The sequence below is a fragment of the Arcicella sp. GW822-FHT02H01 genome (genome assembly GCF_058802005.1).
On record NZ_JBXANT010000001.1, the window covers coordinates 2,694,964 to 2,711,935 of the forward strand.

At 36.1% G+C, this 16,972-nt stretch carries 15 protein-coding genes; 10 read left to right on the forward strand and 5 right to left on the reverse strand.

Annotation, left to right across the window (positions count from 1 at the left end):
* The first annotated feature begins 163 nt into the window (after nt 1-163).
* The 7 genes from uvrB to AC1RNE_RS11530 all read left to right on the forward strand — a co-directional run bounded on the left by uvrB (nt 164) and on the right by AC1RNE_RS11530 (nt 9,723).
* Nucleotides 164-2,194, forward strand: coding sequence for an excinuclease ABC subunit UvrB (uvrB, locus tag AC1RNE_RS11500; RefSeq protein ID WP_492801105.1), 2,031 nt, complete (start codon nt 164-166; stop codon nt 2,192-2,194).
* Nucleotides 2,195-2,390: 196 nt separating this feature from the next.
* The gene (locus AC1RNE_RS11505) at nt 2,391-3,821 is read left to right on the forward strand and encodes an amidohydrolase (protein WP_492801106.1); all 1,431 of its coding nucleotides are present in this window, start codon (nt 2,391-2,393) and stop codon (nt 3,819-3,821) included.
* Between the two features lie 139 nt (nt 3,822-3,960).
* On the forward strand, nt 3,961-4,302 hold the full coding sequence (locus AC1RNE_RS11510) for an arsenate reductase (protein WP_492801107.1): 342 nt from the start codon (nt 3,961-3,963) through the stop codon (nt 4,300-4,302).
* Nucleotide 4,303: 1 nt separating this feature from the next.
* Nucleotides 4,304-4,798 (forward strand): MOSC domain-containing protein, encoded by a 495-nt coding sequence (locus tag AC1RNE_RS11515; RefSeq protein ID WP_492801108.1) that lies wholly within the window; start codon nt 4,304-4,306, stop codon nt 4,796-4,798.
* A gap of 471 nt (nt 4,799-5,269) precedes the next feature.
* The gene (locus AC1RNE_RS11520) at nt 5,270-7,837 is read left to right on the forward strand and encodes a TonB-dependent receptor (protein ID WP_492801109.1); all 2,568 of its coding nucleotides are present in this window, start codon (nt 5,270-5,272) and stop codon (nt 7,835-7,837) included.
* A 576-nt stretch (nt 7,838-8,413) separates the two neighbouring features.
* Nucleotides 8,414-9,211: a Rossmann-like and DUF2520 domain-containing protein gene (locus AC1RNE_RS11525; RefSeq protein ID WP_492801110.1), complete on the forward strand. Its 798-nt coding sequence runs from the start codon at nt 8,414-8,416 to the stop codon at nt 9,209-9,211.
* Complete coding sequence (locus AC1RNE_RS11530) at nt 9,208-9,723, forward strand: KdsC family phosphatase (protein WP_492801111.1); 516 nt, start codon at nt 9,208-9,210, stop codon at nt 9,721-9,723. Before AC1RNE_RS11525 ends, AC1RNE_RS11530 begins: the two co-directional genes overlap by 4 nt.
* Nucleotides 9,724-9,939: 216 nt before the next feature.
* Here AC1RNE_RS11530 and trpB read toward each other — a convergent pair whose 3' ends face one another.
* The 4 genes from trpB to AC1RNE_RS11550 form a co-directional block, all read right to left on the reverse strand.
* A complete protein-coding gene (trpB, locus tag AC1RNE_RS11535; protein ID WP_492801112.1) occupies nt 9,940-11,130 on the reverse strand; it encodes a tryptophan synthase subunit beta in 1,191 nt (396 codons plus the stop codon).
* Nucleotides 11,127-11,774 carry a phosphoribosylanthranilate isomerase gene (locus AC1RNE_RS11540; RefSeq protein WP_492801113.1) on the reverse strand — a complete coding sequence of 216 codons (648 nt, stop codon included), beginning with the start codon at nt 11,772-11,774 and terminating at the stop codon, nt 11,127-11,129. The genes trpB and AC1RNE_RS11540 overlap by 4 nt, the downstream gene beginning before the upstream one ends.
* A 190-nt stretch (nt 11,775-11,964) precedes the next feature.
* Nucleotides 11,965-12,423 (reverse strand): MaoC family dehydratase, encoded by a 459-nt coding sequence (locus tag AC1RNE_RS11545; protein WP_492801114.1) that lies wholly within the window; start codon nt 12,421-12,423, stop codon nt 11,965-11,967.
* Between the two features lie 310 nt (nt 12,424-12,733).
* Nucleotides 12,734-13,114: a DUF6249 domain-containing protein gene (locus AC1RNE_RS11550; RefSeq protein WP_492801115.1), complete on the reverse strand. Its 381-nt coding sequence runs from the start codon at nt 13,112-13,114 to the stop codon at nt 12,734-12,736.
* A 129-nt stretch (nt 13,115-13,243) separates the two neighbouring features.
* Between AC1RNE_RS11550 and AC1RNE_RS11555 the strand changes: the two genes are divergently transcribed.
* The gene (locus tag AC1RNE_RS11555) at nt 13,244-13,831 is read left to right on the forward strand and encodes an RNA polymerase sigma factor (protein ID WP_492801116.1); all 588 of its coding nucleotides are present in this window, start codon (nt 13,244-13,246) and stop codon (nt 13,829-13,831) included.
* A 30-nt stretch (nt 13,832-13,861) separates the two neighbouring features.
* The gene (locus tag AC1RNE_RS11560; RefSeq protein WP_492801117.1) at nt 13,862-14,338 is read left to right on the forward strand and encodes a hypothetical protein; all 477 of its coding nucleotides are present in this window, start codon (nt 13,862-13,864) and stop codon (nt 14,336-14,338) included.
* A 302-nt stretch (nt 14,339-14,640) separates the two neighbouring features.
* On the opposite strand, the gene AC1RNE_RS11565 is transcribed toward AC1RNE_RS11560, so the two are convergent.
* Entirely contained in the window at nt 14,641-16,089 is a 1,449-nt protein-coding gene (locus AC1RNE_RS11565) for a rubredoxin (RefSeq protein WP_492801118.1), read from the reverse strand.
* 456 nt (nt 16,090-16,545) lie between these two features.
* Here AC1RNE_RS11565 and AC1RNE_RS11570 point away from each other — a divergent pair, with 456 nt between their 5' ends.
* Nucleotides 16,546-16,944 carry a hypothetical protein gene (locus tag AC1RNE_RS11570; RefSeq protein ID WP_492801119.1) on the forward strand — a complete coding sequence of 133 codons (399 nt, stop codon included), beginning with the start codon at nt 16,546-16,548 and terminating at the stop codon, nt 16,942-16,944.
* Nucleotides 16,945-16,972: the final 28 nt, after the last annotated feature.

The following is a 16,972-nucleotide window of genomic DNA, read 5'->3' on the forward strand; positions in this document are numbered from 1 at the left end:
TTTGATTTTGTGGAGTTAATTTACTGATAAACTATCACATTACTATGTGTGTTTGTTTTGTATAGCTATCTTTTGTAGGTGCTTTTTTGTAATTTTATAAATACTTTTTTAAGGGCATTCCTCTTAAAAACTTCATCTAAAATCGTATTATCCTAAATAATATATGGACTTCAAACTTGTTTCAGAGTACAAACCTACTGGCGACCAACCTCAAGCGATTGCGAAATTGGTAGAAGGGATTCAAAATGGCGAACAATCTCAAACATTGCTTGGTGTAACGGGCTCAGGTAAAACATTTACGGTGGCTAATATGATTACACAGCTCAATCGTCCCACCTTGATTTTGAGCCATAATAAAACATTAGCCGCACAGCTTTATGGAGAATTCAAACAGTTTTTCCCAGAAAATGCGGTTGAATATTTCGTTTCTTACTATGACTATTACCAGCCCGAGGCCTTTATTGCTTCTACTAATACTTATATCGAAAAAGACCTCGCCATCAATGAGGAAATTGATAAGCTTCGCTTAGCAACTACTTCTGCCTTGATGTCTGGTCGCAGAGATGTTATCGTCGTCGCTTCGGTTTCTTGTATTTATGGTATGGGTAATCCAGAAGAGTATCGCAAAAGTATTCTTCGTTTCGGTGTGGGTGAAATTATTTCTCGTAATCAGTTTCTATATCGTTTAGTCGAAATCTTGTACGCTCGTACTGAGGTAGAATTTACGCGAGGTACTTTCAGGGTAAAAGGCGATACGGTTGATATTTGTTTGCCTTATGCAGATTTTGGTTATCGAATTATTTTCTTTGGCGATGAAATAGAGGCTATTCAACGCATAAATCCACAAACAGGAAAGAAGATTTCGGATGAAAAAATGATTGCTATTTTCCCTGCCAATCTTTTTGTAACGGGGAGGGATGTACTGATGAATGCTATCAATTATATCCAAGATGATTTAGTATCACAAATCAAGTTTTTTGAAAGTGAAAGTCGACTGCAAGAAGCTGATCGAATTAAACAAAGAACAGAATTTGATTTAGAAATGATGCGAGAATTAGGGTATTGCTCTGGTATCGAAAATTATTCTCGTTATTTCGACCAACGCAAACCTGGGCAAAGACCTTTTTGTCTCTTAGATTTCTTTGCAGACGATTTCTTATTGGTTGTGGATGAAAGCCATGCTACGATGCCACAAATCAGGGCCATGTGGGGTGGTGACCGTTCCAGAAAAGAGGCTTTGGTAGATTATGGTTTCCGTTTGCCTTCGGCGATGGATAACCGTCCGCTTACGTTCCAAGAATTTGAGAATATCACAGGACAAACAGTATTTGTATCAGCAACGCCTGCCGACTATGAATTAAGGCGTTCGGAAGGGGTAGTAGTAGAGCAAATTATTCGTCCGACAGGATTATTGGATCCAGAAATAGAAGTGCGCCCAAGTTTGAACCAGATTGATGATTTACTAGAGGAAATTTATATCAGGATAGAGCGTGAACAAAGGGTTTTAGTAACGACACTGACCAAAAGAATGGCGGAGGAGTTATCTAAATACTTGGATAAAGTAGGGGTAAAATGTCGCTACATTCACTCGGAAATCAAGACGTTAGAGCGTGTTGAGATTCTTAGAGAATTGAGAATGGGTGTGTTTGATGTGTTAGTAGGGGTAAACCTGTTGCGTGAAGGGTTAGACTTACCAGAAGTATCTTTAGTAGCCATTATGGATGCAGATAAAGAGGGTTTCTTACGCGATATTCGCTCATTAATCCAAACAATAGGTCGTGCGGCTAGAAATGACCAAGGCAAAGTATTAATGTATGCCGACCGTATTACGGGTTCGATGGAAAAAGCGATTGATGAAACCAATCGTAGGAGAACCATTCAGATGGAATACAATGCTGTAAATGGCATTACACCAAAAACCATCTTGAAATCGAAAGAGAAAATTATGGAGCAGACTTCTATTGCTGATGTAATGGGTAAATCTACCAAGAAAACCAATTATTATGAAGAATCCAAAGAAGTAGCCATGGCCGCCGACCCTGTAATGGCGTATATGAGTAAAGATGAATTACAAAAGCAGTTGAAAAAAGTAACATCAGATATGGAAAAAGCTGCCAAGGAACTTGATTTCGTTATCGCAGCCAAACTGCGTGATGAAATGCTGGGCTTGAAGAAGATGATAGCGGAGAAATAGTAAGCTTTAATTTTCAAATGATTAATTTTAATAGGTCAAAGACTTATCTTTTCTTAAAGATTTATCTAACACGATAATAAACGTCACCTTACTATTAGGGTGCGACTTAAGTCGCACCCTAATAGTAAGTAAGGCTGTTTTTAATACAAAAGCATAATCTCAAGCATATTTCTCCATCATCAACCAAAACTAAATCATGAAAAAATCTTTACCTCTTTTCCTCATTTGTTTGTTGCTCTGTCGTTTGGGCTTTGCTCAGCAAGAAATCATTGATGAACTCAATCAGAAGTATAAACAATACACTGTTATTTCAGATAAAATCTGGCAATTAGCCGAACCAGGTTATTTAGAGGATAAAACATCTGAATTGTTGATAACTGAATTGACCAATGCAGGCTTCCAAGTAAAAAGAGGCGTTGGGGAAATGAAAACTGCTTTTGTAGCTACTTATGGTTCGGGGTATCCAACCATTGGAATTTTGGCAGAAATGGATGCGCTCCCAGGTTTATCTCAGGAGGCTGTCCCTTTTAGAAAAGCAAAATATGTAAATGCTTATGGACATGGTTGTGGACATAATCTTTTTGGGGTAGGTTCGGTTGCAGCGGCAATTGCGACAAAAAACTGGATGGAAAAAGCCAAAATCAAAGGGGCTATTCGTTTGATAGGTACACCTGCTGAAGAAGGCGCTGGCGGAGGAAAAACTTATTTGGTAAAAGAAGGTGTATTTAAAGACATTGATGCTGTGTTACATTGGCACCCTAGTGATAATAATAATGCAAGTCCAAATTCGTCTTTGGCTTACAGGGTAGCTAATTTTAGTTTTTCTGGTTTAGCAGCACATGCTTCGGCTAGTCCCGAAAAAGGACGTTCGGCTCTAGATGCTGTGGAAGCCATGAACTATATGGTAAACATGATGCGTGAGCATATTTCGCCAGATACAAGGATTCATTATGTCATCAAAAATGGTGGACTTACATCAAATATTGTCCCAGATTATGCCATGGTAGAATATACGGTTAGAAATCCATCAGCCCAAGGGTTAGAAGAAGTATGGAGGAGGGTGATGAAAACTGCTGAAGCAGCCGCTTTAGGTACAGAAACTAGGATGACTTTTGAGGTATTAGCAGGCTTATATAATTTATTGCCTAATGATGTGTTAGCGAAAGAGATGCAAAAAAGTTTAGAAAAGGTAGGTGGCGTAAAATACACTCCTGAGGAAACAGACTTTGCCGAAAAGATACGTTTAACCGTTAATTCACAAAGCCTTGCACCACTAAAGGAGGCTCAAGAAGTTAGACCTTATGCTGCTGGATTGTTTTTCCCTGCTTCAACAGATGTGGGGGATGTTAGTTGGGTAACACCTACCGCGGGTTTATCAACCGCCACTTGGGTAACGGGCATACCTGCACATAGTTGGCAGGCTGTAGCTTGTAATGGCATGAGTATTGGTCACAAAGGAATGATTAATGCCGCAGAAACTATTGCCCTTACTGCCCAAAATCTATTTAAAGACACCAAGCTTATAGAAGAATCAAAAGAGGAATTATATAAAAGAAGAGGAGGGAAGGTTTTTGAATATAAATCATTGGCAGGAGATAGAAAACCTCCTTTAGATTATAGGAAATAAGGTTACTAAATTAACTTTGATATTTCTTCAAGAAACAATTAATGTTTTTTGGGGTTCTATTAAAGTTATTTGTGTGTTATGTGATATTATCGTTAAGAAAATCACTCACTCACAATTCACTAAATCACCATTAAAAAACATGTATAAAATTTACGGTATCGCCAACTGCGATACAATGAAAAAAGCCATGACTTGGCTAAAAGAAAATGATATTCCTTTCGAGTTTCATAATTATAAAAAAGAAGGGCTTACTAAAGAGAAAGTGGAAGAATGGCTTACACAAAAACCTTGGGATGTATTAGTTAACCGTGCAGGCACCACTTGGAAGAAATTAAGCGATGAAGAAAAGGCAACCGATGCTGAAACTGCTACAGCTTTAATGTTAAAGCATACATCTATCATTAAACGACCTATTATTGAAGCAGATAATATCGTTGCGGTAGGCTTTAAACCAGACATGTATCAAGAAATCTTTCAATAAAATGGCTCTTTTATCAGATGAATCTCCTTTAAAAGCATTGATGAACAACTTTGTCCAAGCTGGCGAGGTTGTTTATATAGGTATTCGCCCAGCCTCTCGTCAGCCTGTAATAGGGGTTGAACAAACAATGGCTCGTATCGGAACGGGGCTAGATGGCGACCGCTATAAAGGTAATGCGGATAGCAAAAGACAAGTAACGTTGATTCAAGCAGAACATTTGCAGGCGATAGCCTCTTTCCTTGGAAAATCAGAAATTGACCCTGCTTTAGTCCGCAGAAATATTGTTGTCAAGGGCATTAATCTATTAGCTTTAAAAGAAAAGAGATTCAAAATTGGAGAGGCTGTTTTAGAAATGACTGGACTATGTCATCCTTGCAGTAGAATGGAGACTATACTAGGCGAAGGTGGCTATAATGCCATGCTTGGGCACGGTGGTATTACTTGCAAAGTGATTGAAGAAGGTACTATTAAAATAGGTGATAGGATAGAAGCATAGCAAAGGTTAAAAAGACAAAATTCTTTTTATATGTGTCTATTGTGCATTTTAGGAAATTACATTTTTCTTATAATATACAAAAGCCCTTACAGTAATGTTATATTACTCTAAGGGCTTTATTATGCCCTATAGTGCTAAATAATCAATATTTTAAGCACATTTATCATGATTGACATAGGGAATTATATATAATTTTTCAATTATCTACTAAATCGATAGGATATATTATTTCTATATATTAAATTTGAAACCAAATCATATAAAACCTCCCATTTATGAAAACAAAATGCCTCTTTACAAAGCAATTTTCGACAAATGTAAGTTCGAATATGCTCATTAAAATAACACAAAACGTGCTTTTAGAAAGCTGTTGTTGTTGCTAAATCTATTAATAATTATACCACAAATCATCTGTTTTAGATGAAGATTCTTAAAGATTTTACAAGAAATATTATATAAAAAACAATTACAATGAAACATTTTTTCAAACTAGCTTTATTAATTGGAGTAATTCTTATTCCCAAATTTTTATTCGCCCAAAACGCACCTACAATCAATGCTACTATTTCAGGTAGAGTAATCGATTCACGCACTAATGAAATTTTAGTAGGTGCTACAGTGTCAATTAAAGGAACTACTAATGGTGCGGCGACTGATGCAAATGGAGAGTTTGCGCTTGTTACTGGTCAAAAACTTCCTTTTACTGTTATTGTATCGTTTGTGGGTTATCAGAAAAAAGAAGTAATCGTAAGTGGTGATAAAATAGAAATCAGACTTGACGAAAATACCAATGAACTTACTGACGTTGTAGTGACTTCAAGACGTCGTCAAGAGTCTATCCAAGATATTCCTATTCCTATTTCGGTAATCCGTGGTGCTGTTGCTGAAGATGCTGGTGCTTTCAATCCAAACCGTTTGAAAGAAATGATTCCTTCAGTACAGTTATATTCTTCTAATGGTAGAAATACGACGTTAAATATCCGTGGATTAGGTTCGTCATTCGGTCTTACAAACGATGGTATTGACCCGGGTGTTGGTTTTTATGTTGACGGTGTATATTATGCAAGACCTGCTGCAACTGCGATTGACTTTGTTGATGTTGACCGTATTGAAGTATTGCGTGGGCCACAAGGAACGCTGTTTGGTAAAAACACTACTGCGGGTGCATTTAACATTACAACAAGACCTGCAAGCTTTACTCCAGGAGCAACTTTTGAAACAACTTATGGTAATCTGAACTATATTCAAGCAAAAGCCTCTATTACAGGTCCTATTAGTAAAAAATTAGCAGCGAGAGTTTCATTCTCAGGTACTCAAAGAGATGGAACAATCTTCAATACAACGACATTAAAACCTACCAATGCATTAAATAACTTAGGTTTTAGAGCTCAGTTACTTTATACGCCATCTGAAAATGTAAATATTACTTTCGCAGGAGACAACGCTCGCCAAAGACCAGATGGAAATGCAACGGTTGTGGCTGGTGTAGTAACTACTCAGCGTGCTGCTTATCGTCAATTCAATGCTATTATTGCTGACTTGAATTATAAATTGCCAACTACTAATCCATTCGACAGAATAACAGATGCTGATTCTCCATGGAGAGTTAATAATGATTTCGGTGGTGCTTCGATTAACGTTGATGCTAAAATTGGTAAAGGAACACTTACTTCAACAACAGCATGGCGTTACTGGATTTGGGATCCATCAAACGACAGAGACTTTATTGGTTTACCAGTATTAACAAAATCTCAAGGAAATTCAAGACATGACCAATGGACACAAGAGGTTCGTTATGCAGGACAGTTCTCTGAAAAATTAAGTGGTGTTTTTGGTGTATTCTTGATTGACCAAGTATTAACTTCTGACCCTGTTCAAACGGAAGAATCAGGTTCGGCACAGTGGAGATTTGCACAAAGTTCAACGTCTGCTTTATGGAAAACACCAGGATTATTTGATGGTTTTGGTACAAAAACAACATCACGTCTTCATACGCTAGGTGCGGCTGTGTTTACGCAAGCTGACTGGTCTATTACAGATAAATTGCATTTATTACCAGGTCTTCGTTTTAACTACGATAAAAAAGATGTTGATTACAAACGTGAGACTTACGGTGGATTACAAACAACTGACCCTGCTTTGTTAGCCTTGAAAAATGGTGTTTACACCAATCAAGCTTTCAACTTTAGTGTAAATGAAAATAACGTTTCAGGACAAATAACGTTAGCTTATAAACCAACTAAGTCATTAAACGCATTTGCTACTTATGCTAACAGTTATAAGCCAGTAGGGGTTAATTTAGGAGGCTTACCAACAGCTAATGGTGTAACATTAATTGAATTGGCAAGAGTAAATCCTGAATATGTAACACACTATGAAGTAGGGGTAAAAACAAGACCAACCCCTCAGACTTCTTTAAACGTTACTATTTACAACACTGACATTAAAGATTACCAAACGCAAGTTCAAACAGCTGAAGTTGGTGTAAACAGAGGTTATTTAGCGAATGCTGAGAAAGTAAGAGTAAAAGGTGTTGAAGTAGACGGAAGTATTAGAGTAAGCGAACATTTATCTTTCACTGGTGCGGTTTCTTATACTGACGGAAAGTATATTTCATTCAAAAATGCACCAGTACCTTTGGAAGAAACAGGAGCAGCATCTGCTTTCAAAGATATTTCTGGCGGTGATTTACCAGGGATTTCAAAATGGGCAGGTTCATTGGGTGGTGAACTTACTGGAAATGGTAAATTCTTAGAACTAAAAGGTAAATATTTCCTTGCGCTTGATGCTTATTATCGTTCTTCATTCTCTTCAAGTGCTTCGCCATCAAAATATTTGAATATCGAAGGCTATGGCTTATTGAATGCTCGTGTTGGTTTCCGTGCATCAAATGGTATCTCTGTAATCATTTGGTCTCGTAATTTGACAAATACAGACTATTTTGAACAATTATTACCTGCAGCTGGTAATGCTGGTCAATATGCGGCTGTACTAGGTGACCCACGTACTTTTGGTGTAACCCTTAGATATGCTTTTTAATACAACTGAATAATAAATACTTTAAGTAAAATAGACCTCCTCCTTAGGATTAATTCCAAAAGGTGGAGGTCATTTTATTGTTATCAATATTGCCACAATTTGTTTACCTTACATCTTCAAAAATCCATTAAAATGGACAATATTTTCATTTTACAACATTACGGTGCTTTATAAAGAGTAAATTTATAGTAGGTATTCAAATAGGTTAGACCTTTATATTTCCCTACTATTTTACCATTTTAGGACTCAAATAACACCTTTATAGCTAAAATTTCACATAATTATCTTCCTTAATAAACGCTATCAGTAACGAATCTGTAAGTTATAACTGACAAATATTCTACTAAAGTGAATGCTATAATCTCTTTAAGAAGTTGGCTAAAAGCTTTAAAAATTACAATCCCACATTATTTTCTTCATTAAAATACGAATAGTGATTTCTATTATTTGATAATATTCAAAAGATAAACTTATAAAATTGAGTTTTTTTAGGATTTCCTTGATTAATATTGTGAATAATTATTTAGTAACAGTAGTAAAACCGCCAAAATAACTTTAATCTTATTTCTGAATATTTTGAAAATCTCATTTATCGGTTCTGGAAACGTAGCTTGGCATCTATCTCAAGCACTAGAAAACATTGGTCATAGTGTAGAGGAAGTATATAGTCGCAATCCTAAACACGCTGAAGCACTTACTAAATTGCTTTACAATGCGTCTGCCCATCATTCTCTTGATTTTAGGGATTCAGCTGCACAAATATTTTTCCTTTGTGTTTCAGATGATGCTATCTCTGAAGTAATCAAGCATTTAACACTTCCATTAGATGCTATACTTATCCACACTTCTGGAAGTAAGTCGCTTCATGAAATGGATGAAATGCTTCGGGTATATAGTGATATTCCCATCAAAACAGGCGTATTTTACCCCGTTCAGACCTTTTCCAAAGTGTTCCACGTGAATTTTAGTACAATTCCCATCTGTATTGAGTCAGATAATGAGAGTGTGGAAAACATGTTGATAACTCTTGGGCAAGACCTTTCGGACATTACTTATGCCGTTAATTCAGAAGAAAGAAAAGTACTCCATGTGGCGGCTGTATTTGCTTGTAATTTCACCAATCACTTATTAGGAGTGGCGCAGGAATTGATGGAAGAGAACGACCTTGAGTTTGATTTATTGAAACCGCTAATTCACGAAACCATTAGAAAAGCCTTGGAATCAAAAAATATATTCAATGTTCAGACAGGCCCTGCCGTTAGGGATGATCAAAAAATAATTAATCAACATTTACTCTTCTTGAAACAATTGCCCGATTATCAACATATTTATCGCGCTTTATCAGAAGGAATTTCTCATCAAAAACACAAATGACTTTAGACGCTTTTAAGCAAATCAATACTTTCGTATTTGACATTGATGGTGTAATGACAGACGGCTCTGTACACGTATTAGATACGGGAGAACATTATCGTACTTTTCATATCAGAGATGGCTATGCGATAGAACGCGCCGTGCAAGCGGGCTATCGCCTTTGCGTCATCACAGGAGGCAAACACGAAGGCGTACGCAAAAGATTACAGAACTTAAAAATTCATGATGTATTTATGGGTTCTGGTGGAAAAAGCAAAATCCAGATTTACCAAGATTGGCTGACAACATCTGGTATTCCAGAAGAAAATATCTTGTATATGGGCGACGATTTGCCTGATTATGAAGTAATGATTCGCCCAGCAGTGCTTTCTACTTGTCCTGCTGACGCCTGTGATGAAATTCTAGCTATTGCTAAATATATTTCTTTTCAAAAAGGAGGTAAGGGTGCTGTAAGGGATGTGATAGAACAAGTAATGCGTGCAAAAGGAGAATGGCTAAAATTTGAGCAATAAAGAATAATAATGGTTAACCTTTGGGTTTAAACTGTGGTTTGGAGCAAAAGTCATATAGTCTAAATCCGTGGTTTGTGGCACACAAAACACAAGGCCAAACAAAAAACGGTAACCGCAAGGGTTACCGCTACAAATATTCTAATGTAAAAGTCAAATGAATTTCCTAAAGTCATACAGTCCAAAGTCCTTTAATCTTCCAAGGAAATAACCTCAAAATTATTTCACATGCTTTTGATAAGTCTCTAAATCTTTATCTCCACGACCAGAAAGGTTAATTACTACTACTTCATCTGGCTTTGCGCCTAATTTTGATAATACTGCCAAAGCATGAGCAGATTCCAAGGCAGGGATAATGCCTTCTAATAATGAAAGCTCCATCGCAGCATCAATTGCTTCTTGGTCTGTTACATCAAAGAAAGTAGCTCTTTTACTTTCAAATAAATGCGCATGCATAGGTCCAATACCTGGGTAATCTAACCCTGCTGAAATAGAATGAGGCTCTACTACTTGTCCATCTTCCGTTTGCATCAAAATACTTCTACTGCCATGTAATACCCCTGGCTTACCTAAAAAAGTAGTAGCTGCCGACAATCCAGAATTAACGCCATGTCCTGCTGCTTCTGCCGCAATCAATTTTGTTTCTTCGTCATGCAAGAAATGATAAAAAGCACCTGCTGCATTAGAACCTCCGCCTACACAAGCAATTACGTAGTCTGGATTAGTCTTACCTGTTTTCTCTTTCAATTGTACTTTAATTTCTTCTGAGATAACCGACTGAAAGCGTGCTACCATATCAGGGTAAGGATGTGGCCCCACTACCGACCCAATGATATAATGCGTATCAACAGGATTATTAATCCAGTGACGCATCGCTTCGTTTGTTGCATCTTTCAACGTTTTTGAGCCACTTGTTGCTGGTACTACCTTAGCGCCTAACATTTTCATGCGTGCTACATTGGGTGCCTGACGTTGAATGTCTATTTCACCCATGTAAACTATACATTCTAAGCCCATTAAAGCACACACTGTAGCGGTAGCTACACCATGCTGACCAGCACCTGTTTCTGCCACAATTTTGTGTTTGCCCAAACGCTTTGCCATTAATATCTGACCAATCGTATTGTTTACTTTGTGTGCACCCGTATGACAAAGGTCTTCTCTCTTTAAATAAACTGTTGTATTATATTTTTCAGAAAGACGCTTGGCTAAAAACAAAGGAGTAGGACGCCCCACATAGTCTTTTAAAAGGCCTTCAAATTCTTCTTTAAATGAAGGCTCAGCCATAATGCTGAGGTAGGATACCCTTAATTCTTCAACATTAGGATATAGCATTTCAGGAATAAATGCTCCGCCAAATTGTCCGTAATATCCTTTATCATTTACATTAAATGTTTCTGGTGCTATCATATCGATGTTAAGATTGCTTCTGTTGGTTTTAATATCTTGATTAATTCACTAATTTTTTCGATGTCTTTCAAGCCCGGCGCTAGTTCAAATTTACTGTTTACATCTAAAGAATGAATTTTTAAGCCTGTTAATTCCATGGCTTTAGAGGCGTTGTCTAGGTCTATCCCTCCGGCTAAAAAAAATGGTTTGTCGTTATCATATCGGCGGAGCGCCGACCAATCGAACGTAGTGCCGTTTCCTCCTTTTAAATCCCCTTTGGTATCAAACAAAAAATAATCGCAGTAAGGCTTATAATTCAGGAGTTTCCCAAAATTGAATTGACTATCGATAGAAAAGGCTTTAATGATATTAACACCTTTGAATTTGAGGTTTCTACAAAAATCAGGCATTTCCTCGCCATGCAATTGAACATAGTCTAAGGCATACCTTTTTACTTTATCTAAAATATATGCTTGGGTTGCATTGACAAAAACACCTACTTTCTTTACAGTATGTGGAAATGATTTCAATAACTCTTCATCTAGTTCCTCTCCAACAAAGCGGCTTGATTTTTCGAAAAAAATAAATCCCATATAGTCGGGACCAAGTTCAAGTAACTCTTTGATATTTTCAGCGTTACGCATTCCACAAACTTTTAGTCTCATCTTATCAAGTGGTCAAATACATTTTATTCATTTTGCTTAATTACTTACACAAAGTTAGTGAAAATCAACGATTTTTTATTAATCAATAATGCATAGAATCGCAAGGGTTGCTCTATAAATTAGCATTGTAATATCAAAAATAGGTATATTCAGAAAGTTTTCGTTTTAAGAGCTTAATCGTTTAGCACAATTATTCATAAAAAACTGAAATCAATTCTGCTACACAAGCAGGCTTTTCTTGTCCTTCTATCTCAAAAATACAATTCATCGTTACTTTCAGTCCTTTTGGCTGTACTTCTTCTGCTTCTAATACACTTGCTTTCATGCTTACTTTGCTTCCCGCTGGCACGGCCGTAGTAAACCTTATTTTGTTGGCACCATAATTCAAGCCCATCTTCACCGATTCAACCTTGAAAAGCTCGGCCATAAATTTGGGCGCTAACGATAATGTTAAAAACCCATGCGCTACTGTTTGTTGAAAAGGGGAATATTTCTTAGCCATTGCTTCGTCTACATGAATCCACTGAAAATCGTGCGTAGCTTTGGCAAAATCATTAATCATTGCCTGTGTAACAGTCGTGAAAGATGTTGTGCCGATTGTTGTACCAATACTATTTTTTAATGCGAGAAGGTCTTTAAAAATTATCATTGTGAATAATTGATTTGAAAATGATTGTCACAATTTACGGTTTTTGAACGAACAATAAAAAAGCCTCCGTTCCCGTAGGTTGGAGGCTTCGTATCGCTAGAGGTTAAAAATTCCGTTAGAGTTTTAGGCTATCAGCAACTCTTAAAGTATTGTTGCTGATTTGTTGATTCAAAATAACAACAAAATTCTGAGGCTTTGTCTCAATGAAATGTTAATACTTGTTAATGAAATGTTAACGTTGCTGTTGTTAACAAATAAAGCCTCAGAAATACGATTTTCTGAGGCCTTATTGCTACATAGTTAGGATATTTTAGTCTTTATTATTGATGTTTTTCTTATCAAGGTTCATTTGATAGAAGTATGATGCTAACAAGCCCAAACCTCCGAAAACAAAAATCATTGAGAAATGAGCGGTGTCGTCATCTATGTTAATAAGGCTTTCTAAAAGGCTTCCCATTAACAAGCCTATTCCAAAACCGATTAACACAAATCCCCAACGCAAAGAGTGACTTGGATTTACATTAAAACTTTTAGAGCTTTTTTCGGGTGGAGCAATTCCTTTGGCTATCATTGCCATTTTTTCGTCGTTATCATACTTGCGTAAGAACACAATCATTGTAAAAGTACCAATAATGGCTACAATTGGCACCATAATGCCGATAATGGGTACGAGGCTATCTAAATTTTCCATTGTTATAAAATGTTTTTTTGTTTTTTCGTGAATTTTTAAATCTTGCCGATATGATGTAATAAAATTGATTTAGGTTACAGGTATTTTAAAAAAATAAAAAAAGTTATCTTAGTGTAACCTTTTTAGCGGATGTGGCATCCTATCAATGTGAAAATCAAAGAAACAGATAATTCAATCATTCAGCGCATTTTGTCAGGTGACAAGTCGGGCTATAGAGAGCTCGCCAATCGTCATAAAGACTATGCCTTTACGGTTGCCTACAAAATTGTAGGTACACGTGAGGATGCGGAAGAGGTTGCTCAAGATGCTTTCATTCAAGCTTTTCATGCGTTACCTAATTTTAATCAGGAGGCAAAATTTACTACTTGGTTTTACAGGATTGTATTTAACGCAGCGTTGATGTTTAAGCGAAAGAAAAACATTGTAGCGGAAGACATCACTTTATCTGAAGCTGCCCAAGAGGCTACCGCTGATACTAGCAATGATTTAAAAACGAATGAGCAGAAAAAGTACATTCAACAGGCCTTGAATCAGCTTTCGCCCGACGATGTTACGATGATAACGCTCTTTTATTTGAAGGAACAATCTTTGGAAGAAATAGCTCAAATCGTCGGAATTTCAGCAGAAACAGTGAAAGTAAAACTTTGTAGAGCCCGAAAACGACTAGGAGAAGAAATGAAAAGGATTTTAGGAAATGAAGTAAGAACATTAATCTAAGTTTGGATAGATTTTCAAACGAACAACAATATGAAAGAGGAAGAGATTTTTGATATTCTTGATGGCTTGGCTTCTGAGGAAACAATTATTCGCCATCAAGCTTTACTGATAAACGACGAGGCATATCGCTCGCTTTTTCAGGAATATGCCGATACCCATGCTTTGCTGGAAGCAATGACTATGGAAAAAACTGCTGTTAATTTTACAGATAGGTTAATTGACCAATGGGAGTTGTCGCAAGCACTAGTATTGGAAAGAAAGCCTAGCAAATTGCCGTTTTACTTTTTAATTGGTGCGGGGATTATCTTGATTGCATCTTTGCTTGTTGTGTTCTCTATGAGTAACTTATCAACAGTACAAGTGGATTTGAATCCTACGTTGTCAATATTGAGAAATAAACTATTTATTAATAGCTTATTGACTATCAACTCGATATTAATTTTAAAGTTTCTTGATAAGAAATTCTTGAAGCCCTATTTTGAAAAAAAATATCATGTTAGCTTGTAGATTGGGACATTAAAAGGCTTACTATTAGCTGGTGACTTAAGTCCTACTGATTACCCACATCTTTTTAAAAGTTGAAATAAAGATGAGATTATTGATAAAAATGGGCTTAAATAGCCTTTCAAACCTCATCCCCCAACCCCTTCTCCTTCAGAGAAGGGGAGCAGACTCTAGGTCTTAAAGCTCCCCTCTTTGAAGGAGAGGGGCTGGGGGTGAGGTTGTTATACTTTGATTATCACTCAATTATATACTTGTGGGTAATCGATAAGACTTAAGTCACCAGCTAATAGAAATATTAATTTATTCTACACCAATAACTTATCCGCTTTCACAGCCTCAAATTCACTCTTTTCGCTTTCGCACATTGGACAGCAATAATTGTCTGGTAAGTCAGCAAATTTTATCCCTGCCACAATACCATTTACAGAATCTCCAAAACGATTATCATATATGGTAAAACAGGTTTTACATTGAAATATCTCTACTTCTGCTTCTTTATTTGCTATTGTCTTTTTCACAACAGGAGCTTCTATTTTATGGACTGCATAAAAACGCTTCGATAAGCGTTGTAACATTTCGGGAACGTGTGCTTTGTTTACTCCCTTTTCAAACAATGTCAAGGCACGCGTATTAGGATTAAAATCTACGGTATGATAAATATCAAACACGCTAGAAAGTCCTGCAAAAATCTTTCGTTTTTTGATAACTACCGACCCAAACACTTCTGATTTAGAACGTGTTTGAATGGCGAAGCTCAAACCAAAAGTACGTACGTCTTCATCATCAAATTCGCGAATGATAGCTTTTTTCAAGGCTAATCCTTCAGGTGACAAATCTTCTACCTGCCAGTTTAACTCGTTTGCTGCATGACGAACGTTGATGCCATATTTGCCCAGTAATTTATCCCATAGATTACGGTGTTTGTTCTCAATTGCTTTGATGATTAATGATTTCCAAGGCGTTGTACAAATCTGCCCAACTTTTGTTTCAAGACATAAGTCACAAATTTCTATGAGAAAGTCAAGTGGGAATGTTTCATTCCTACGATAAATGCCCAACCATGTTTTTTCACCGTAGCGATTGAAGCCCTCATAATAGGGTAGAGAGAATTTGGGTAATATTAGTTCTTCACGAATGACTTGTGAAATAATTTCTCCCTTGGCAATTACTTTTTCATACACTTCGTTTTCGTCCATTTCGCCTGCTTCTAGGATTACTTCTTCTATTCGCTGACAAACTTTGGGGATTTCTAAGGTATAAATCAATATCGGAAAGCAAAAAACTTTGTTCGATTGCTTAAAACGCACGTATAAATACCAGAAGTTTTGAATAGGAGAGGCGATGAAATTTAAATTGCCTGTAAAAAATGGCGTGAACGACTGCTGGGAATCAGAAATATTGATTTTTAGCTGTGGTTCGTAATCAAATCCATCAAAAATATCTTTATAAATGCCTTCTGATATCCACTGCCCCGTTGGGAATACTTCTTCTGCACAATACGAAGAAATAATATTAGGTTTTTTATCTGAATCCTCTTCAAAAGCAATATTAGTTTCGTCCAATTTTTTCTTAAATTCTACTATACCACTTCCACGAACGATTTCAGACTTGACATACATCAGTAATTGTTGTCTTGCTCCGAAGCTTACTTCTCTAACTCCCGCAGTTTTAGCTGCTAAAAGAATACTTTGTAAAGTGCCTGGCGATACGATTCCACCAGTTAGATTTATTTTAAGTAATGAGTAATCTTTCATGATTGATATTTTTTAAAAAATAAATCAAATATATAAATATTTAGCACAACATCATAGTTATTTATACTTAATATACTGAAAATCAAAGCTGTATTATAAGTAAAACTTCGTATAACTATTTTTATATTTTATATAAATACGTTTTTTAAAATTGTATTATTTCTATAAATATGATTTTTTTTAGAGGAACTTTCTTGAAAAAGTTAAAAAAGTTATCATTCTATGATTGAGTTATCAAATTCCTTTTATAAGTTTACATCGTCAAACGAATGACACGAATAAAATTCTAAGAGCTGAGTTGAAAATTAAATTCAATTTCATTTTTCTAACAAAAGCATCTTTTATTGAGTGACGTCCAGATAGAAAATACTTTTCGATACTGAAAATAAATCTTAGAAAAATACAAATTATCCTTTTAATAACTTTCATCATTAATAACAATTAAATAATAAAGTCATGAACAAGAACACAGTTAAAGCATTTATCGTAGCAGTTACTATGGTTTGCTTATCAAACGTAAATACATTTGCTTCAAATTTTGACGAGTCTGCTAGCCTAGTAAAAAGCAAAATCGCTCAAGTAAATAACTCATTAAGCTTCAACGTTTGGGTTGATAACGTAGCTAGCAAAAAAGTAGTAGTAGTAGTTACTGATGCTGACAAAAACGAAATTCACCGTGAATATGTTGATACTAAAGGTGGTAAATTCGCAAAAACTTTCGATTTCTCTAGCTTAGCTGACGGTAAATATACTATCGAAGTAATTAGCCAAAATGTTAATGTTGTTGAATCAAAATCTTTTGAGATCAAAACAAACCTTATCACAAACCGTGACGTAGTTGTAGCTATCCGTTAATCTTAAAACATTAACGACTATGGCAAAA